We start from the raw sequence: 18,932 nt of genomic DNA on the forward strand, positions 1-18,932 counted from the left end.
AACATATCCGACTATCGATGCAGGCCCGCGAGCAACTCATACGCCTGAAGCGACATACTGGGATTGAACATTGGAATGTCCTCTGCCGCTGGGCGTTTTGCCGTTCTCTCGCCGAGGAGACAGTGCCGCCGGCCTCTAAAATTCCGGCCGATAGCAACGTCGAAATGTCATGGAAGGTGTTTGGCGGCCGTCACTCAGAACTTTACATGGCGCTTCTAAAGGAGCGGTGCCTGCGCGATGGGCTGGGCATCGATGACGAGACGCTCGCAATGCAGTTTAGACTTCACCTCCACCGCGGCATTGCATATCTCGCCAATGATCGAGACATGCGCGACATCGCCTCCATGTTGGCTTTGGCTTCCTGAGCCAAAGCAAATCGCTTCGGCTCCATTTTCCGTCTGTTAACGATCTGATTCGATCATGCGCAGATAGGTTTCAGAGGTGACTCGAATTTCGTCCAAGACCGGCTTTAGCATCGTCGATTGCTGATGTAGCGCATCCGCTTTCATGTCTTTTAAAGCCTGCAGAAGGGCGTTAAGATTTTGAACAGGGCTGAAACGTGCCTTGTGCTGGTCCTTTTGGAGTTTGATCTCCTTCAACGTCGGTGAATTCGCAGGATTCAAAACATCTAGTTCGATTGCGAAATTTGTCGAATTCTTGTTGTCATAACGTGAAAGCGCATTCCATTCTCGCATGTCCTCGGCTTTTCGCATGACGTTGGGGTTCAGGTTATCGTCGTCGTCCTCATCGCCGGCTCGAGGTTTGGAAAAGACCCACTGGAACAGTGCTTCTGACGCTTCCTCGGAAAGCTGCAGATCGTCAGCACCGAATTTCAGCTTTTCGCGGGGGTAAGGGTTCCTGAGGATCTGATCAAAATAGTAATTGTCTCGATCCTTGAACTCGTTACCCGCTGCTTCGACGCGCTCCGCAAACTCTGCTTTAAAGTGATCGAAAGCGCTGGCGGTCTGAATTCTCAATCGCGCATCCTTAGCCGTCATCGAAAATATCTCTGCAACTTCGGAGACAAGATCCTTTTCCAGCTTTAGCTCGCGTCCATCGATGTAACGCTTGCGAAACAGATCTTCATAAAGGAGGGTGATGTAGCGGTTCGTGGCATAGGGTCCCCAGTTCTTGGTGCCTGTGACGTGTCGGACACCGAGCAGTTTTGGCAACGTCGCATCTAGTTCATTTGCATCTCTTGCTTGGACAAACTGCACCTGAATTTGTGCCGTCGCATCCACCAATGCCTGTAGCTGGCGAAGATCCCGCTGCTGGTCGCGTGCGACGTCTTGAATGATACGACCACCAGATCGCGCCTTCCCAAGACGGGCTTGGGCGGCCGCCAGTCGAAGGCGCGCCCGCCTCAGAATTGCCGTCCGGGTGTTTCCCTCAACAACGACATAAGCATCTTCGCGGTCGGGGTGTTTCCAAACGATGATCGGGTCAATCGGGGTCCATCCCAGCCGCGTGATCGCCTGCTCTAGATCTTCGGCCTGATAAGCTTCAAAAACCTTCTGAGGAAGATCACGCTGGACGACTGGATCAAAAAGCTTGGTCGCATCGTCATAACCTGGGGCCGGATCTGGAGCGATGCGGGGATTGTTAGGGTCCAAGTAGAGCCTCTCGAAAGGCACAGTTTCCGGCAGGCTAAGATGCGGGATGGTCATAGTCATGATCGTATCTCCTAAAGAGCGAGAAGTCGCTGTCGGCCCGCGTTATCGAGAAACGCATCAAGGCGATTGATGAAATGAAAGGGGATCGGCAACGGTGCGCTCGTCGCGGTCAGCTTCGCAAACTCTGCGAAGCGGCTCTCTAGCGGGACGCCCGCTAGATTCGACGCAAGGCCCCTCAGATATGCTTCAATAAGCTGGAAATCATGCTTTTCTAGAAGCAAAGCCTCGTCGAACTCCGCGCCGGGTATCGGCAGTTTGAGAGCTCCGCCGAAGCGCTCCGGGTCAAGTAGGTAGTCTGCTTCTATGGCGCGATCGTTGTGGCAAGATGCGAGGAACGCCTGCAAAGCCGCAGGGATCGTCGGTTCGAAGCCAACCGTTGCATATGTTAGCCAGGTTGTTGGATCACCTTTCTTACGCGGAGGTCGGTTCCCTTGTATCGCAAAGGAGCGGTTTGGAACGATTTCCTGTCGGGCGCAGTGTGCGGATCCCAAAAGATCTATGAGCCGCCGCCACGTGCTTCCTCTCGTCATATCGCGGCGCAGGCCGAAAGAGTGGCCGACCTGTTCTAGAAATTCCGAGGGGTCTGACTGCAGTGCGCCACTCTCACAATAACCGTTGAAGCAGGCCATGAAGAGCGGGCGGTTATCCGGCGTCTCAAGAAAAACATCCCATTCGGCGCGAGTGTCGAAATCTTCAGTCGCGCCAAAATAGGGCTGACCATAAAATAACAATTTCAGGGGCTCAACCAGATCAAGCTGTGTGACCATGTCCAGGACTTCCTTCTTCCTAGCATCGGAAATCCGGTGTTGGGCAAGGAGCTCGGTCACTGCCGTAACTCGGTCAGCCGGCGCCGAGAACGACCGATCGATCAAACGGGGCAAGAGAAAATCACTGATCTCTTGATGTAGCCATCGGTGGTCGAAACGATAAGCAACGCCGGGATCGTCCACCTGCACGACAAAGGCGTTAGTTTTCTCTCCATCATATCTGACACAACGACCAGCCGCCTGCATCAGACGAATGATGCTCGAGGTTTGGTAGGTCAGTATGACGGTGTCGATCGACGGGTCGTCGTAGCCTTCTAGCAGAACCTGCGCCGAAATAAGGATTGCGCGCCGCTTCTCCGAAAAGCGCTCAAGGAAATCTTCGTCCTCGATGTCCAGCGAGTTGGCCGACCCATGAATGTAGCCTACATCATCACTTCTAAGTGGATGATCAACTTCTCCAAGCAGACGTGATGTCAGCCTGTCGTAGAGCAACTCGATTTCGCTGACTTGCGTCACCAAGATCAAGACCTTGCGGAACCGGCCCGATGTTTCGTCGATGATGTTATCTACAAAGTCATTGAGCTTTCCCTCGTTCGTCCAGTCGAGGTCCTTGCAAGCAAAAGGAATGAATTCGGGAATAATGATGCAATGACGATCGGCCAGTTCCCTATATGTTATCGTGTAAGCTATCTCATCGATACCAATCGGCAGGTTATCGGGACGGTTCGGTGTTGCGGTGAGGATCAAGAATGGTGCGCTCACCTCCGGGCGTAAGAGTGTCCCATAAGAGGGCGCCGCCGCGTGGTGACCCTCATCGAGAATAACCAGGCACGGCTTGCCGTTATTGGCCAGGTAAGCCTCTGCCTGGCTCAACATCATAAATGTTATGCGATTCGCAAGTTCTGCGGCATTGCGAGGCAATCCACTCGGCGCTTGCAATAGCTTGCGAAGCTGCTTTTCTGCTTGACGACGTAGGGTCTTTCGATGCGTCACCCAGATGATCTTAGCCGGCGCAGGGAATTCGCTGAGCCTCTCGAGGGCGACCCGCAACGCCACCCTCGTTTTTCCCGCTCCGGTCGGAAGGACCAACCCGATACGACCATTCGGACGTCTTGCGAAGGCGTCGAGCGCGCGCCGCACTGCCGTGTCTTGATACGACCAGTCTGGAAGACCGCCATTTTGGATTTTTACAGGTGTAGGCCGCAGTCCGAACGAGCCGGATGCAAACAATGCGGTCCGGATCACAGCTCGGGGAAGTGAAAGTGTCGCTGCGATTTCCTCAATTTCCCCACCGCGTTCTCGCATTGCGACCGCGCGTTTGCGAACGTCCGCGAGCATAGCGTCTCCACGAACGCGTACAGCCTGATCGACACCTTCAAGCCCGCTACGAGTAAGCTCCAGCGTGCTTTCGTTGACGCCGCGGCCCACGTCGTCGGACAGAAGCGAATGAAGGCGGTTGGGGTGCAGCTCTCGCGATTCCCCAGTGCGCGCCAATCCTTCATTCAGCGTCCGGCAGAGGCTCGCTACGCTTCCTGTTGCCAGATAGAGCGCGGCCAACGGGAACACGACTGACTGCACCTCTTCCATTTGAACGCTTAGCCGCGCCATCACCGCTCTCCACTTGGTTTACAAAAGAATTAAAATGGAATTAAAAAAAGGTCAATCCAAAATAATGGAATTCATCTCCGTCGTCGGTTTGACGTGCATGTCTGCCAGAGGCAGCCCGCGCGTCAATCCGCTGCCCGCACCGGCCGCGTTGCGGATGACACGTGGCTTCCGCCTCAGGCTCTCCACGCCAGCCAAACCGACGATGGAGACGAAAATGACAGAGTTGATAAGCAAAACGGAAAGAGAAGAGTTGATCGAAAATGGACGGAAGTCCTACCTTACCGGCGACGATGATTTCATGCCGGTTGTCAAACTCTTTCTGCCAGATGGAGCAGCGACGTGGCTGCTTACGGAAATCAGTGATGAAGACGGCGATCTCGCCTACGGGTTATGCGACTTGGGTCTAGGCTCGCCAGAAATAGGTCAGGTTTCACTGTCTGAAATCGATGCGATACGAAGCCCGAACGGGCTACGCGTGGAAAAGGATAAGAGCTTCCGTGCGAAGCGCTCTTTGCTGGAATATGCGAGGCTGGCCCGATCTGAGGGGATGATCATCGACTGATATCGGATGATCCGACGGCTCACCGTGTCGGATCACCTTCGCTCTTCCCATATCTTCTTGACCTCGGCTATTGGTTGATGTCGGTCAAGTCGGATCGGATCATGGAGTTTGCAAAAAACGGCGAGATTAGTAGGATTAGGGGAACCCTTCCAATCCTTCAGCGCTATCACCATTTCGGACGTCTGGGCCGTGTGGGTACATCCATCCTTGTGCTGGCATCGCTTCTTGAACGCAAGAAGTCTGATGGTCCAGAACGGATGGGGTAGCTCGTGAAGATGATGGACGCCCACCGAGAAGCGGCTGACCTGCGGAGGGACAAAAGTCGCCTCATAAAGTGACAGGCGCGAGCTTTTGTACCGGTTGCACCACCCGCAGGAGAGACGGAGATTGGCTTGTCCGTGCCCGCCAGACGCCACCGGGACAACATGTTCGATTTCGATGCCTACATCCCTGCCGATAAGTCCCCTCGGTTGGAGCACGTCTACCATTGCGGGGAGTTTGACGGAAGAACGTCCCTTTACCCTCAAAAGAGCGTCGATCGCCTCGTTCGAGAACTCATAGCCACAGATGTAGCATCTCGGTAGCGAGGTCGACGCCAGCAGCGCTTTTTTTGTCGCGATGCTCGCGGTGTCGCGGACTTTCGTCAGCCTCAGCCGTTCCACCTCACTCCACAGATGTTCGGTGATGTTATCGACGAGCGGCTTCAGGCTGTGCGGATCGGTATCCGCATGCAGCAATTTTATTCGGTCCGCGATCAGCTGATAAACGTCAAGACGGTCCAATGGTGGATTGAGGCCGGCTATCCGTTGGGGACTGATGAGACCTTCGAGATACCATCGAAGCCACAGACGGTGCTGATCACCGCGCAGCAGCGACTCCTTGTCACCGAGCATCTCGGACGGGAAAGGCGAAGTCGCAAGTTCGAGGATTGTCTTCTCGTCCCAGGCACTTGCTGGATCGTAAGAAACCCTACCGATGAAAGACGCCAGGATGTCGACTGCCACAGTGCGATTTCCTCACACGCTTTTGAACGGCTTGGAAAACTCTTCTGGCGCTGGCAATTTCTCGCCATTCTGGCGATGATTAACCCACAGTTTTGACCATTGCTTGCGAGTGCCGACCGCGTCCTTCTTCACGCCCTCAAGCTTCCAGTTTCGAGCAAAGTAGTTCTTTTTAACATAAGCCAGCCACTCATCAACGATTAGACCGATCTGATCGGCGGACTCGATTTTATAGCGTCGCTCTTTTAGATAGGCGAAGAAATCGGCAGACAAGATGTGGAGACTAGGCTTGTTAAATATGTTCGAAGTGCGCGTTCTGCCCCAATAATTTGGAGCAGCTTCATTCTCTGTGTCAGCCAAGCTGTCGCGCGTCTTAGCCCAGAACGCCTTGAAAATCTGCATCCAAGGACCGTTGATGTCTTGCCAGTATTCATAGGGAGAGGAGAATTCTCGTGCCTGCCAATCCTGGACGATAGGGGAATCCGCCAGATGATGCGACCGCCAGGTTTTGGCATGGTCGACACTGTCATGATAATAGCGACCTCCAACGAGGTATCGGAACATATCTGCAAGCGAGCCGAGCACGCTCCATTGGAGTTTGTCGATACCCTCCTGATCGAGCCCTTTCGCAACCAGATTTTTGAAGGGGCTATCGTCCGCGCGAGACAGGATGGAGATGATCCGCGATCCCTGCAGTTGGATGTCGGCATCTTCAAGCCGGTCAGCGATGGTTTTCAGCTCGTTGGCGGCAAGGCTTGTAGAAATGATAGTGCCAAGAAGGGCCCGTGGTACCGGCGTAGCCTTCTGGTTGACCAAAACATATTGGAAAACATGCTCAGCCGGTGAAGAATCCATCAAAAGTGATATAGGCAATTTTCTTGCCCGTTCGCGCATGAGCTTTTGTTTCGCCTCCCTGGCCGATTCGCCTTCGAGGATCATCGTCTCTGCTTCGTCGCTGGTATTTACCTCGTCTTGCACGGCAAGGACTGCGCCACGTAGTCTGTGTTGGCCATCTACAAGAATGACCGGTCTCAAATAGGATTCCAAGACCTCTCTAGAAAAGCCAAGAATCGCGTCGTTTGGGACGTTGGCAACAAACTTTGACAATATCTCCTCGCGAGCGCGCAGTTGGTCCCAGAAGTCAGTAATCTGGGATTCGTCGAACAACGCTTCCTCTGCAGGTTCTGTGGACAGCTCTACCTCATATGCCGCGTCTTCGGTCAGGTCCTCCACTTCCTCTTCTGTCGCCGACAATGAAGATAGGTCGGGCATCTGTTGTTGCAGCGTATCGACCAGATCAACAGGAGCCGGTCGATCTTTAAGGAATGGTGCTCGTTCTTCAACGTACTCGCGCGCTTCTTTCAAAAGATCCAACAGTGACTTCTGCTGGTAATCCGGAAAGGTGATTGTCACATATCCTAGTCCTGAGTCGCCTTCAGGTTCGAAGCTGACAGCAACGCCAGGGTCTTGACGAATGGCGCAAAGCAACGGGTTCTGGATGACATTTGCAGGCTCGGAGAAGAACTTCCGGAGAGCGGCTTCTCGTCGAGGAGACACAGTGCGCTGGAAACCAGCCGTCTCGCTACCTTTGAGGTCAAGTCTCTGTGGGATCCCAACCCAGGCGTCTATTTCGATAGCAGACGCCGAGAACATCAGAAGCTCTTTGGAGCCACCGTCTTGTATGACCTGGACGCACGGATAACGGTGACTGCTCATTGCTACCTCTTCCCATAAATGCCATGACTTTAGATCGCAATTCAGCGCGACGTATACTCTGGATCCGAAGTAAACTTTAAGGTTGATTCGTACCAGCCCTTTATGCAATCGCGTAGCGTCGTTGAATGAGCCCAATGCGGTGTTATTTGGCATTTGCATGTTCTTTGTCGAAGCAACTCCGCGCGCGAATCGACGCTCGACGAGCTAACCTTGAATGAGCCTAACGAGACGAGGATGCTCTCTCAGGCCGGAGTCCATACATGTTGGAAAAGGCCGCAGCGGTATCCTTTCGGAAGCTTGTTTCCAGCCCTCAACCTTCAATTATGATTGTACGTCTTTCCGGTCCGGTAGGCGCATCAACAAATGCGGCACGTAGCCATTCGGGCTGGGGGCGGTCATGATGTCAGCCGTGCGTCACAACGCACGGCGGTTGCATTCATTCGAGATCGGCATCCCCAAATTTTGCCCGATTTGGGCCGACTTCTGCAATTGCTAAATAGTCGAAGGGGGCCACGGGTCCTTTGAGCAGGTCCAGAATTTTCTCCGCGCTTTCAATGTGAAGCGAAATGATCCACGTTGACGTCGATGTATGCTTTTCCGCCGGCTTGAGAGACTCTAAGAGGGCAATCAACGCTGACCGGCGTTGCTCAGCCTTTCCCCTTTTTTTCGACGTAGAGTTCTTGATCCGATAATTGACCTGAAACGAGCGAGATTTTGTATTTGCCTTCACAGCCGCTACTTCAGCCGCAGCAAGTGCGGCGATCCATTGGTCAATTTCACGCTTGCGGGCGGCGGCTTCGGTCCTTGATGCCTCTTCCAACGCGGAAAGCGCTTTAGTGATGGCGGTCGCCCTGTTGCTTTTGCCTGTGTCCATCATAAAAAATTCCCTTAGTTTCGTGTCGCGATTGCTTGCAAAATTTGCATTGATGAAACGAGCCTCCTCCCCGCAATATCGCGTCAGCCGCGGATCGTGATCTCAATAGCGGCCTCGGGCACGTTGAATGTGACCGCCAATCCTGCCTTGGCTTCTGCGATCGTCAACCCCAGTGGCTTAGACGCAGCGATGGCTTGATAAGCCAGCCCACTGAAATCGATATCCGGGAAATCCCGCTCGCTCCAATAGGAAACAGGATTTCGCCCGGACCACTGGTCCGGGACGTTGGTTAGCGCGTACTCTCTTATCAGTATCAGCCAGCGATTGGGTGTTTCCGTCGAGGCGACAACATCTTTGACTTTGCCGACCATAAATGCGGTTCCGTGTGCCTCCGAGCCTCGCATCTCGCGAGCCTTGGCGTTTCGGCACATGACGACATAGTCGCATCGGGCAGCTCGGTTCCTGTCTAACGCCCAAGATTGGGTCCCGCCATCAGATAAAATCGTCTCGACGGACTTGCTAGTCATCACAGATATCACTTCGCTCATAGGAAATACCCCGATTCACCGAAGGAATTAATAGGTTACTTTCGCCAAAGTATCAATGCAGGTAATTTTCAATCTTGAGGCAAAATAGACTGTGAGACGCGGTGTCGCGAGTGACCTCAGGGCAGAGACCGCTAACCTGCCAAGTTGACTTTCGGTTGTTCGAAATCAGTATTCGATCTGCCGCGATTTTTGTTCCCGTAGAGATCCGGGCTGGATTGCCCTCGATAGTTCCACTATATTTGCTCCATGGCACAGGAAACGAAAATGAAGCGGAAGTCCTCTGACTCACCAACGAAACGCAAGTTTGGCGTGTCGGTAAGTCCACGTGAGTTGAAGTCAAAGAGTTATGTCACGGTCACCTTCGGTGACGTAACCATTGCAGGAAATAGGCCGAGCGCCGAAAGCATCAAAGCACACGTTGACCGAAGCACGGATGCGCTCGCGCGTGTTGGCAAAAAGCTCACTAAGCCAGGCGTAACCCTGTCCAAGAAGAAGGGGATCCCGCGGTTTTCTGTCGATGAGAACGACCCGACGATCTTTGTGAGGGTCTTGGACGGGCAGGTCGATCGCGGTAGGATGGTCAACGGCGAGTTCGAGCCTGTCGGATGAACAATCTCGCCAGCGCTGTAACGAGTATCGTAGATACTCAGCGCGAGACTAAGAAGCCGCTAGCAATCATTCTCGCTGGACACAATGGTTCCGGAAAATCAACGATGTGGCGAAAGATGCTCGCCGGTCAACTCCAGATCCCGCTTATAAATGCCGACCGGATGATGCTGTCAATCCTGCCTGAGCCTAACAGTGAAGGTGCTTTAGCTGACTGGGCGCTCGATCTTCGTGACAACGACCAAAACTGGATGCTCGTGGCTCAACGAGGGGTCCGAGCGTTTGTCGGTCACGCCATGCGGGCTCAAGTTCCTTTTGCAATGGAAACGGTCTTCTCCCATTGGAAAGACAAAGGAGATGGATCGTTTGAATCAAAAGTTGATATGATCCGTGACATTCAAGCTGCTGGCTATTTTGTTCTTTTGTTCTTTGTCGGGCTGACCGACACAGATCTCTCCATCCTGCGTGTCCGCACCCGCGTCGCCGAACACGGTCACGCAGTAGACGAGACAAAGCTCAGAGAGAGATTCCCTAGAACACAGGTGGCTATTCGACACGCTCTCGATGTCGCCGACGCATCGGTACTTGTCGACAATAGCCGAGATGAAAAACGTGCGTTTTCCGTATGTGTTGTAAGGCGACAAGGGGAGACGCTGTATGATATCCGAAACAGTGAACAAGCTGTGCCCTCAGGGATAGCGAAATGGCTGGACATCGTCTGCCCGAAAGAACAGCCGCTCTAGGTCCTGTTGACAAAGTACAAAAACTGCCGAGTGATCGACCAAACGCCTCCTGATAAGTCCCCCTTTTGCGCCCGAAGCCTGCGAAAGGCCCCGAACGGTGGTGTCGATCACGTGCTACCGGTCATCGGTCATCGGTCAACGCAACTCAAGAACCGGTTCGAGAAGAACGTCCCAGACACTTTGTTCGGCCATCGACGGAACCGGACATAAATCGAGTTTCACTTAGCACAACGCTCATGCATATCGCACCGGGGGCATCCGACGCGTAGGACATGCAGCATCCCCTTTAGAAAACACCGATTATCGTGAGCAGGGCGCGACTTACGCCCGCGTTCTTTTGGTAAGAATGGCTCGATGATATGCCATTCCTCTTCGCTCAAATCGCCTCGCGCCGACGCTACCTCCTGAAAGGCAGCTTTGGACCATATTCTCACCAATTTGAGAAACCCTGTGCACTTCGATCAAGTAGGGCACTAATCAACGTTTTGTGTTGCGGCCCACCTTCCATGTCGCGGTGTATGACATACGCCATGACAGGAACGACGAGCAGTGGGTCGTTGACCGGAGTTTGCGCGCCGGTGGAGATGGCCGTCGCCGGCCCGCCCTTGTAGACGTCGTAGACGCCGACGATGTCGGCGAGGAAGATACCGTCGAGCTTGCCCCGCTCGGCGGTGCGCGCGAGGTTCGCCCAGTATTCCAGGCTGGTATAGGACGTCGACTGATCCCGTGGGTGGGTCCACAGTCCATGATTGATGTGGCTGACACAGTTCATGTCGAACGCGTAGATGTGAATTTTCTTCGTCATACGACCCGCTGTTTCGCTGTGCTGCCGATGGGGCTCTTCATTCGGGCCACATCCACTTCGGGCGATTAGATAACGGTTTTGCGCAGGTTGCACCGGGCATAAATTTCTTTTGTCTATTAAATATATAGTTTTTATGTTCTTGAGGAAAATCCGGAGGACGCCCTATATCTCGTCACCCGCTGCTCCGGCCATGCGTCGAAACAAGCGTCTGAAAATATACAGTAATTTCGCAGGAGGACGCATGTCCGAGAAAATCACGGTGCTGGACGGCGGCATGGGTCGTGAACTTCTGAAAAGCGGCGCCCCGTTCAAGCAACCCGAATGGTCCGCCCTCGCGCTGATCGAAGCACCCGAATATGTCGAGAAAGCGCACGACGCGTTCATAACCGCCGGTGCTGATGTTATCACCACAAACAGCTATGCGGTGGTTCCGTTCCACATCGGGGAAGAGCGCTTTGCAGATCTTGGGTTAGAGCTGGTTGATCTGTCCGGCAAGCTGGCGCGTTCCGCAGCACAAAAAACCGGTGGAAGGGTTCGGGTTGCAGGTTCGCTGCCGCCGGTTTTTGGCTCCTATCGGCCCGATCTCTTCGATGCAGAACGGGCGCCGGAAATTCTATCCGTTCTGGTTCAGGGCCTGTCTCCTTATGTCGATTTCTGGCTGGCAGAGACGCAGGGCTCCTTGACCGAGGTCGAGGCTATCCGCCGTGCTTTGGGTGACGATCCGAGGCCACTCTGGCTGTCCTTTACCCTTGACGACAGAAACGGCGTCAGGGACGTGATCGCAGGAAAATGGCCACCGCGCCTGCGCTCAGGGGAGACGGTTGCCGAGGCTGCGGCCAAGGCGGTCGAGCTTGGTGCGTCCGCGCTGCTTTTCAACTGCAGCCAGGCTGAAATCATGGAGGCTGCGATCAAAGCGGCGCGGCAGTCCCTGCAGGACAGCTCCCTTCACGCCGCTATTGGCGTCTATGCCAATGCTTTCGTCCCCCGGCCGGAAAGCCAGGAAGAAATCAAGGCCAATTCAGGACTCGGTGATCTTCGCGAGGATCTCGATCCGCCGGGTTATCTGACCTTTGCAAGCCGATGGGTGGATGCAGGCGCGACAATCGTCGGCGGCTGCTGCGGCATCGGCCCGGAGCATATTTTCGAAATCAAGACAACATTCAAACCGGAACCTGTCGCTGCCTGAACCAGCACGCAACCTCGGATCAAGACCATGACATTTCAAAACAATAAAAACGTCGGCGGGATCGATCGCCGTACGCTGCTGAAGGCAGCCAGCGCGTTGGCGGCCGGCTCGCTCATCCTGCCCGGCTTCGCCCGCGCCCAGCAGCCGCAAAAAGGCGGTCATCTCATTCTGGGTATCGACAATGCGTCCAGCACCGATCGCCTCGATCCGGCTTTTTACTTCGAGGCTTACGCCTACAATATCGGTTTGCAGCTTTTTAACACGCTGACGGACCTTAACGACGACGGCAGCCTGCGCGCCGGCTTGGCTGAATCCTGGGAACCTGCCGCCGGTGGCAGCAAGTGGATTTTCAAGCTGCGCAAGGGCGTGCAGTTTCACAACGGCAAGGAATTGACCCCGGAAGACGTCATCTATTCCCTCAACCACCATCGCGGCGAAAAGTCGGAATCGGCGGGCAAGGGTTATCTTCTCAGCGTGACCGACATTGTGAAGTCCGCCGATCACGAGGTCACGTTCAATCTTTCCGGACCAAACGCCGACTTCCCGTATCTTCTCGGTGACGTGCATTTCGGCATCACGCCGGATGGCGTCAACTTCGATGACGGTATCGGCACCGGAGCCTTCATCCTTGAGGATTTCCAGCCGGGCGTTCGAACCCTGGCCAAGCGCAATCCGAACTATTGGGACCCCGAGCGCGGCCATGTGGATTCGGTCGAAACCGTTGCCTACAACGACAAATCCGCGCGTGTCGCCGCACTGATCAGCAATTCCGTGCATTTCATCAATAATGTCGAGCCGCGTGTTGCGCAGAGACTTACGGCCAATCAGGCGCTTGCGCTTCATCGCGAAGACGATAGCTCGATCGTGCTGTTTGCCGGTCGCGCCGATCGTGCGCCATTCGACAATCTCGATGTGCGCCTTGCTCTCAAATATGCGATCGACCGGGAGCAGATCGTCACCTCCATTCTCAGCGGCGCCGGCACGGTGTCGAACGACAATCCGATCTTTCCGTCGAACCGGTATTTTGCCTCCGATGTGCCGACGCGTGCCCACGATCCGGACAAGGCAGCGTTCCACTGGAAGAAGTCCGGCTACGACGGCAATATCGTGCTGTCGGCATCGGATGGCGCCAGTTTCTCCGGCGCGCTCGATGCGGCACAGCTCTACCAGCAGTCGGCAACGGCGGCGGGCATCCCCTTCGAGGTCAACCGCGTGCCGGCCGACGGATACTGGAGCGATGTGTGGCTGAAGCATCCTTTCGTCGCGTCTGGCTGGGGCGCACGCCCGACGGCCGATGCCATGCTTTCCCTGATCTACCTGTCGGAAGCGCCGTGGAACGAGTCCGGCTGGAGAAACAAGAAATTCGACGAACTCGTGTTGGCCGCTCGCGGAGAACTCGATGAGACGAAACGCAAGCAACTGTATCATGATGCGCAGGTGCTGATCATCGAGGAAAACAGCTCGGTTATTCCGGCCTACTCGGCACAGATCAGCGCGTCGAGCAGCAAGCTCAAAGGCTACAAAGCCATCCCCGGCCAAAACGGACCGAGGACAGCCGAAAAAGTCTGGCTGGAAAGCTAGGATCGCAACAGTCACGATCCGGCGGGCACTGCCGGGTCGTGACATATGGTCTTATGAGGTCGCTATGGCTGTTGTAGAAACGATCGAACTGAGCGTGCGGCCCCGATATCGGGATCACCACATCGCTCGCCTGACCGCCCGGCGGCTGCTGATCGGCCTGCTTTTACTGTTCGTGATTTCGACGCTGATCTTCATCGGCACGGAAATTCTGCCGGGAGACGCAGCAACGGCGCTTCTTGGACGTTCAGCGACGCCGGCGGCCCTCGCGGAATTGCGCCTTCAACTGGGTCTCGATCGGCCGCTTGTCGAGCGATATCTGCTGTGGCTCGTGAACGCGCTGCAAGGTGATTTCGGCGTCAGCCTCATCAATGGCCGCAGCGTTACCACCAGCCTCGGTCTTCGCCTGGGCAACACACTTGTTCTTGCGGCGGCGGCTGCGGTGGTGTCCGTGCCGCTCTCCGTGTTTCTCGGTATCCTGTCTGTTCGCTATCGCGGCACCCTTCTTGATCGCTCTGTCTCGGCCCTGACCCGCGGCATCGTTGCCTTGCCGGAGTTCTTCGTCGGTTACCTATTGATCTTCGTCTTCTCGATTACGCTCGGATGGCTTGCAAGCAGCGCCACAGTGTTCGAGACGATGAGCTTCAGTGACAGGCTTCTGGCGATGATCCTGCCCTGCCTGACTCTCACCCTCGCCGTCACCGGTCACATCACCACCATGACCCGGGCCGCGCTCCTCAACGTTCTCGCCTCGCCCTATATCGAAATGGCCGTCCTAAAGGGTGCATCGCACTCGTGCATCATCTGGCGCCACGCCTTGCCAAATGCGCTGGCTGCCATCGTGAACGTGGTCATTCTCAACCTCGCCTATCTCGTTGCAGGGGTCGTGGTCGTCGAGGTCATTTTTGTCTACCCCGGCATGGGGCAGTTCATGGTGGATAGCGTGGTCAACCGCGATATTCCGGTGGTCCAAGCGTGCTGCCTGCTGTTTGCCGCCGTCTATATCGGTCTTAACCTGCTTGCGGATGTGGTCTCGACACTGGCCAATCCGCGGCTGAGATATCCAAAATAAATGTTCAGACACCTCACCTTTTCGGCCTGCATCGGCCTCGTTTTCGTCGCGGCGTTTCTGCTTGTTGCATTGTTTGCGCCGTTCATCGCGCCTCACGGCGTCAACGATATTGTCGGCGCAAGCTGGGATTATCCGTCGTTGACCGCACCACTCGGCACCGACATGATCGGACGGGACCTCTTGTCGCGCTTCATCTGGGGCGCGCGAGTCACGATTTTTACGGCGGCCGCTGCCACCGGCATAGCCTATGCCGTGGGAACAAGCCTTGGCCTGCTGGCGGGGCTGCGCAACGACTGGCTGGATACTATCCTGTCGCGTATCGTCGATCTGCTGATGGCGATCCCGACGCTTATTTTCGCGCTCGTGTTGCTGACGATCCTGCCGCGATCGATCGTCGTTATCGTCGCCATCATGGCGCTTCTGGAGAGCACCCGCTTTTTCCGGCTTGCCCGTTCCGTCGCCGCCGATATCGCGGCGCGCGATTATATCGAGACGGCGATCCTGCGGGGGGAGACGCGGCTATGGATCGTCTACCGCGAAATCCTTCCCAACGCCCTCGCACCGCTGATTGCGGAAACAGGCCTGCGCTTCATCTTCGCTGTGCTGTTCCTATCGACGCTCTCGTTTCTCGGCCTTGGAATACAGCCGCCCATCACCGACTGGGGTAGCCTGATCAAGGAGAACAAGGACGGCCTTCTGTTCGGGGTAGGGGCTGCGCTGATACCCGGAGCAGCGATCGCGCTGCTCGCCATCTCGGTGAACATGGTCGTCGATTGGATACTTGATGCCGACGCGCGGCTGGAGCAGCATTGATCCCATGACGACTCCACTTCTGGACATTCAGAACCTTCATATCGGACGAGCGAACCGCTCGGAAACGTCGACAATTGTCGATGATATCTCGTTCTCGCTGCAAAAGGGCAGGGTACTCGGCCTCATCGGTGAGTCCGGCGCCGGGAAATCGACGATCGGGCTCGCTGCCCTTGGCTTTGTCCGGCCCGGTCTGGCGTTCGAATCGGGAGCAATTCTGTTCGATGGCGTGGATCTCGTTTCGATCAGTGAGGACGCGCGCAGGCAGTTGCGCGGGAACCGCATCGCCTATGTTGCCCAATCGGCGGGCGCGGCGTTCAATCCCGCCCATCGCCTGCGGGATCAGATCACCGAATCGTCAATCCGGTCCGGGCTCGTCAGCCGTGTTCGCGCGAATGCCCGTGCCAATGATCTGCTTCGCCTTCTCGGCCTGCCGGATCCGGTACGCTTCGGTGACAAGTTTCCCCATCAGGTCTCCGGTGGCCAGCTACAACGCGCAATGACAGCCATGGCCCTGTGTTCGAACCCCGATCTTGTCATCTTCGACGAGCCGACAACCGCACTTGACGTGACGACCCAGATCGAAGTTCTCAAAGCCATTCGCGATGCCATCGACTACGCCGGGGCTGCCGCCCTCTATATCAGTCATGATCTGGCGGTTGTCACGCAGATTGCAGACGACGTCATGGTGCTGCGGCACGGCAAGACTGTCGAATACGGGCCGGTCGCTCGCATTGTCGAACAGCCGGTGCATACTTACACCCGCATGCTTGTCACGGCCAGCCAACTGGAGCGGCAGTCTCAGCCGGTCCGCGAAACCTGCGTGCTCACGGTTTCCGGCATATCGGCGGCTTATACTGATGGATCGCCGGTTTTGTCGGATGTGTCGCTTGAAATCCGGGCCGGAGAAACTGCCGCCCTAGTCGGCGAATCCGGTTCGGGAAAATCGACCCTCGGGCGCGTGATCAACGGTCTATTACAGCCGTTGAAGGGTACCGTTCATTTCAGCGGCGAACATCTTGACGCACAGACTTCCAAGCGATCGTTCGAGCAGCGCCGGTTGCTGCAAACGATCCACCAGATGCCGGATACCGCCCTCAATCCTCGTCATACAGTAGAAGAAATCGTCGGGCGGCCGGTCACTCTCTATGAGGGATTGCGGGGCGCAGCCCGGCGGGAGCGCGTCAGGGAGTTGCTTACCCAGGTGGAGCTTGATCCGTCGCTGGCCAGTCGGAACCCGCGTTCGCTGTCGGGAGGCCAAAAGCAGCGGGTTTGCATCGCCCGGGCCCTTGCCGCTCGCCCACAGCTGATCATCTGCGACGAACCAACTTCGGCCTTGGATCCGCTAGTCGCCAAGGACGTCCTGGCCTTGCTTCTTCGCCTTCAGCGCGAAAGCGGAATCGCATATCTGTTCATCACGCACGATCTCAACATCGTCCGCGCGATCGCCGCGCATGTCAGCATCCTGCATCTCGGCAAGATCGTGCGCCGTGGCGAGACGGAAGACGTGCTGTCGCCGCCATTTGACACCTATACGGAGCGGCTCGTTAATGCTGTCCCAAAGATCGAGATTGGTTGGATGGACCGACACTTCTCCATGGCACTGAAGCAATGACGAAGCTCTTGGTCTGTTTTGAAATGATAGGGTTCTGCTTCGTCCCGGACTGGGTTCCCGGTTCATCCCCTCAATCCTCTAAGCCGCAGGGCTTACAAAAGCCGCATCGGCTATTACCGCGCGCAAGCCATTGATCGTGAATGGCTTCGATAACTCGCGAGCATCTGCAATACATACACGGAAGACGACAGTCTTTGGCAGAAAGCCGGTTTCGACGGAGGCGAGGCAAGGCTGACGAGGTCGTCCATCGCTGTATCGTACTTCCTCGACTACCCCAGCGCACCCGGGCCGGGCGAGTTTTACGCGGTTGTGGTGGGGCAGTTTGCTTTCCTAGGTCGGCATCGCGAATTGATCGTTGAAGGTCTACGAAATGACGATGCCAAAGTGCGCAGAAAATTCGTTTGCTGGCTAATTACCATAACCGTTTCGTAGCGAGTTTGCAGGCAAGCTGTGACCTTACGGGTTCCAATGGTGCATTTGAGGCGGAGCTTGGAATATCTACACAGGCAATGTTCGACTCTTTACCGATCGAACCCACTTGGGACCGCCACCCGGACCGCATCCACGCTCTTGCTGAGTCCGTGGCGGTCGATTGGTAGGCGGGTTTGGGTCGGACGAGGGCAGGCCTAACCTAGCGCACGTCTGAAAGCTCGCAGGTTCAGGGTGCTTTTGAGGATAAACGTGCATAACCTATTTCCCGTGAGTCTCCATCATATGCTTTGCCCGCTGGCAACGACGTTCTTAGTGGGTTGAGGAAACGGATGGGTTGGTGGTAGCAGCGATGCGAGGCGCAACTCCGTCTCAGGCGTGACGTGACGACAAAGACCAGAAACCGGCCCAATGCCATAGCGTGCGAAATATGGTTTTATAAGGTCGTACCCACGTTGATCACCCGTCTGATAGTGACGGAAGATCCAGTAGGCGATCAGGTCCGCCATTTGAATCAGGCGAGATGCTTTGGAATCCAGAAAAAGCGGGACTTCAGCAAAGTTCCGAAGTTGCCCGGTTGCATGCCCAACGTGCTTGAACACATGAGACAGCGTCTGGATTTTTTCCTCGTAGTTGCTCTTATCGAGGATGACCAAGCCGCGTTGCGGGTTCTTCTTCTTGTATAGCGTTTTCAGATATCCATCGAAACACGAAGCCACTTCTTCGAAACTACGAGCAAGAATATCGTTAGGGCTGAGGAGCTTCTTCTCGATGACGCAGGCGTAGACTTTCAGCTGCAGCTGCTTGTCGGCTAGTAGAGACAAGATATCGACGACGGCTTGAACCCTGTCATTTGGAGCCACGCCTTTCCAAGGTCCGCTGCCCGACCGCATCGGGTTTCCATGAAACTCAATGTCACGAGGATTGGCTGGGCTGAAGCGCGCTGCGACTGGATCTATCTGGCTTTCCAGCCAATGCGTCTGGCGCTCGAATATGCTGAACCCGGCGAGGACAAAGAAGTCGGAGCTTGGATCATGTGAGTGACCGGACTCGTCAAGATACAGTAGATGCAACAAATCCCCCTGAAACGAAAAAGCGGACCGCATGCGGTCCGCTCGAATTCGGTAAGCCGAGTGAAACAATCGTTCAACGCACCGACGGATCAGTGCTCTCGACTATGACCAACATATATCTGTTAGGTGTTCGCTTTTCAAGAGGGCGGCTCCGCACTGGTGCGCGCCTCACAATGGATCGCTCATCGCGTCTCGTCATTCCGTCACCTCTACACAAAAAAATAGGGCCACCGGAATACCGAGGCCCTTTAATTGTGAAGGTCAAA

General features: G+C 55.5%; 16 protein-coding genes and 2 pseudogenes. 9 read left to right on the forward strand and 9 right to left on the reverse strand.

Features of this window, described 5'->3' with window-relative positions:
• The first annotated feature begins 17 nt into the window (after positions 1-17).
• A complete protein-coding gene (dndE, locus tag CFBP5473_RS23115) occupies positions 18-365 on the forward strand; it encodes a DNA sulfur modification protein DndE (RefSeq protein ID WP_037171396.1) in 348 nt (115 codons plus the stop codon).
• 36 nt (positions 366-401) lie between these two features.
• On the opposite strand, the gene CFBP5473_RS23120 is transcribed toward dndE, so the two are convergent.
• The gene (locus tag CFBP5473_RS23120) at positions 402-1,673 is read right to left on the reverse strand and encodes a hypothetical protein (RefSeq protein WP_027676397.1); all 1,272 of its coding nucleotides are present in this window, start codon (positions 1,671-1,673) and stop codon (positions 402-404) included.
• Between the two features lie 11 nt (positions 1,674-1,684).
• The gene (locus tag CFBP5473_RS23125; protein WP_027676398.1) at positions 1,685-4,048 is read right to left on the reverse strand and encodes a DEAD/DEAH box helicase; all 2,364 of its coding nucleotides are present in this window, start codon (positions 4,046-4,048) and stop codon (positions 1,685-1,687) included.
• Between the two features lie 214 nt (positions 4,049-4,262).
• Between CFBP5473_RS23125 and CFBP5473_RS23130 the strand changes: the two genes are divergently transcribed.
• Complete coding sequence (locus CFBP5473_RS23130) at positions 4,263-4,610, forward strand: DUF2958 domain-containing protein (RefSeq protein ID WP_027676399.1); 348 nt, start codon at positions 4,263-4,265, stop codon at positions 4,608-4,610.
• Positions 4,611-4,642: 32 nt separating this feature from the next.
• Here the strand turns inward: CFBP5473_RS23130 and CFBP5473_RS23135 are convergent, their stop codons facing one another.
• From CFBP5473_RS23135 to CFBP5473_RS23150, 4 genes are all read right to left on the reverse strand, one after another.
• On the reverse strand, positions 4,643-5,614 hold the full coding sequence (locus tag CFBP5473_RS23135) for an HNH endonuclease (protein ID WP_027676400.1): 972 nt from the start codon (positions 5,612-5,614) through the stop codon (positions 4,643-4,645).
• 12 nt (positions 5,615-5,626) lie between these two features.
• Complete coding sequence (locus CFBP5473_RS23140) at positions 5,627-7,327, reverse strand: ParB N-terminal domain-containing protein (protein WP_027676401.1); 1,701 nt, start codon at positions 7,325-7,327, stop codon at positions 5,627-5,629.
• Between the two features lie 436 nt (positions 7,328-7,763).
• A complete protein-coding gene (locus CFBP5473_RS23145; RefSeq protein ID WP_027676402.1) occupies positions 7,764-8,204 on the reverse strand; it encodes a hypothetical protein in 441 nt (146 codons plus the stop codon).
• Between the two features lie 80 nt (positions 8,205-8,284).
• Complete coding sequence (locus CFBP5473_RS23150) at positions 8,285-8,572, reverse strand: hypothetical protein (protein ID WP_136954439.1); 288 nt, start codon at positions 8,570-8,572, stop codon at positions 8,285-8,287.
• A 441-nt stretch (positions 8,573-9,013) separates the two neighbouring features.
• Between CFBP5473_RS23150 and CFBP5473_RS23155 the strand changes: the two genes are divergently transcribed.
• Positions 9,014-9,358 (forward strand): hypothetical protein, encoded by a 345-nt coding sequence (locus CFBP5473_RS23155; protein ID WP_051441349.1) that lies wholly within the window; start codon positions 9,014-9,016, stop codon positions 9,356-9,358.
• Complete coding sequence (locus tag CFBP5473_RS23160) at positions 9,355-10,098, forward strand: ATPase (protein WP_027676405.1); 744 nt, start codon at positions 9,355-9,357, stop codon at positions 10,096-10,098. The genes CFBP5473_RS23155 and CFBP5473_RS23160 overlap by 4 nt, the downstream gene beginning before the upstream one ends.
• 19 nt (positions 10,099-10,117) lie before the next feature.
• Here CFBP5473_RS23160 and CFBP5473_RS25760 read toward each other — a convergent pair.
• Both CFBP5473_RS25760 and CFBP5473_RS23170 read right to left on the reverse strand, forming a co-directional pair.
• Positions 10,118-10,526: pseudogene (locus CFBP5473_RS25760) on the reverse strand (transposase); the annotation flags it as partial.
• Positions 10,527-10,618: 92 nt separating this feature from the next.
• Positions 10,619-10,903: pseudogene (locus CFBP5473_RS23170) on the reverse strand (N5,N10-methylene tetrahydromethanopterin reductase); the annotation flags it as partial.
• Between the two features lie 241 nt (positions 10,904-11,144).
• Here CFBP5473_RS23170 and CFBP5473_RS23175 point away from each other — a divergent pair.
• The 5 genes from CFBP5473_RS23175 (at position 11,145) to CFBP5473_RS23195 (ending at position 17,164) form a co-directional block, all read left to right on the forward strand.
• On the forward strand, positions 11,145-12,089 hold the full coding sequence (locus tag CFBP5473_RS23175) for a homocysteine S-methyltransferase family protein (protein WP_027676407.1): 945 nt from the start codon (positions 11,145-11,147) through the stop codon (positions 12,087-12,089).
• Positions 12,090-12,116: 27 nt separating this feature from the next.
• On the forward strand, positions 12,117-13,670 hold the full coding sequence (locus CFBP5473_RS23180) for an ABC transporter substrate-binding protein (RefSeq protein WP_037171400.1): 1,554 nt from the start codon (positions 12,117-12,119) through the stop codon (positions 13,668-13,670).
• Positions 13,671-13,734: 64 nt separating this feature from the next.
• Positions 13,735-14,739 carry an ABC transporter permease gene (locus tag CFBP5473_RS23185; RefSeq protein ID WP_051441350.1) on the forward strand — a complete coding sequence of 335 codons (1,005 nt, stop codon included), beginning with the start codon at positions 13,735-13,737 and terminating at the stop codon, positions 14,737-14,739.
• Positions 14,740-15,552 (forward strand): ABC transporter permease, encoded by an 813-nt coding sequence (locus CFBP5473_RS23190; RefSeq protein WP_027676410.1) that lies wholly within the window; start codon positions 14,740-14,742, stop codon positions 15,550-15,552.
• Positions 15,524-17,164 carry an ABC transporter ATP-binding protein gene (locus CFBP5473_RS23195; protein WP_234881929.1) on the forward strand — a complete coding sequence of 547 codons (1,641 nt, stop codon included), beginning with the start codon at positions 15,524-15,526 and terminating at the stop codon, positions 17,162-17,164. Before CFBP5473_RS23190 ends, CFBP5473_RS23195 begins: the two co-directional genes overlap by 29 nt.
• A 710-nt stretch (positions 17,165-17,874) precedes the next feature.
• On the opposite strand, the gene CFBP5473_RS23200 is transcribed toward CFBP5473_RS23195, so the two are convergent.
• Complete coding sequence (locus CFBP5473_RS23200) at positions 17,875-18,699, reverse strand: DUF3800 domain-containing protein (RefSeq protein ID WP_084631744.1); 825 nt, start codon at positions 18,697-18,699, stop codon at positions 17,875-17,877.
• Positions 18,700-18,932 lie beyond the last annotated feature (233 nt).

The sequence above is a fragment of the Agrobacterium larrymoorei genome (assembly GCF_005145045.1).
In the GTDB taxonomy this organism is placed as follows: Bacteria; Pseudomonadota; Alphaproteobacteria; order Rhizobiales; family Rhizobiaceae; genus Agrobacterium; species Agrobacterium larrymoorei.

Coding starts and splice junctions, on each gene's coding strand:
- CFBP5473_RS23120 (WP_027676397.1), bottom strand. CDS start 1,673: ATGACTATGACCATCCCGCATCTTAGCCTGCCGGAAACTGTGCCTTTC.
- CFBP5473_RS23180 (WP_037171400.1), top strand. CDS start 12,117: ATGACATTTCAAAACAATAAAAACGTCGGCGGGATCGATCGCCGTACG.
- dndE (WP_037171396.1), top strand. CDS start 18: ATGCAGGCCCGCGAGCAACTCATACGCCTGAAGCGACATACTGGGATT.
- CFBP5473_RS23200 (WP_084631744.1), bottom strand. CDS start 18,699: ATGCGGTCCGCTTTTTCGTTTCAGGGGGATTTGTTGCATCTACTGTAT.
- CFBP5473_RS23125 (WP_027676398.1), bottom strand. CDS start 4,048: ATGGCGCGGCTAAGCGTTCAAATGGAAGAGGTGCAGTCAGTCGTGTTC.
- CFBP5473_RS23190 (WP_027676410.1), top strand. CDS start 14,740: ATGTTCAGACACCTCACCTTTTCGGCCTGCATCGGCCTCGTTTTCGTC.
- CFBP5473_RS23155 (WP_051441349.1), top strand. CDS start 9,014: ATGAAGCGGAAGTCCTCTGACTCACCAACGAAACGCAAGTTTGGCGTG.
- CFBP5473_RS23150 (WP_136954439.1), bottom strand. CDS start 8,572: ATGGTCGGCAAAGTCAAAGATGTTGTCGCCTCGACGGAAACACCCAAT.
- CFBP5473_RS23185 (WP_051441350.1), top strand. CDS start 13,735: ATGGCTGTTGTAGAAACGATCGAACTGAGCGTGCGGCCCCGATATCGG.
- CFBP5473_RS23145 (WP_027676402.1), bottom strand. CDS start 8,204: ATGATGGACACAGGCAAAAGCAACAGGGCGACCGCCATCACTAAAGCG.
- CFBP5473_RS23175 (WP_027676407.1), top strand. CDS start 11,145: ATGTCCGAGAAAATCACGGTGCTGGACGGCGGCATGGGTCGTGAACTT.
- CFBP5473_RS23160 (WP_027676405.1), top strand. CDS start 9,355: ATGAACAATCTCGCCAGCGCTGTAACGAGTATCGTAGATACTCAGCGC.
- CFBP5473_RS23195 (WP_234881929.1), top strand. CDS start 15,524: ATGCCGACGCGCGGCTGGAGCAGCATTGATCCCATGACGACTCCACTT.
- CFBP5473_RS23130 (WP_027676399.1), top strand. CDS start 4,263: ATGACAGAGTTGATAAGCAAAACGGAAAGAGAAGAGTTGATCGAAAAT.
- CFBP5473_RS23140 (WP_027676401.1), bottom strand. CDS start 7,327: ATGAGCAGTCACCGTTATCCGTGCGTCCAGGTCATACAAGACGGTGGC.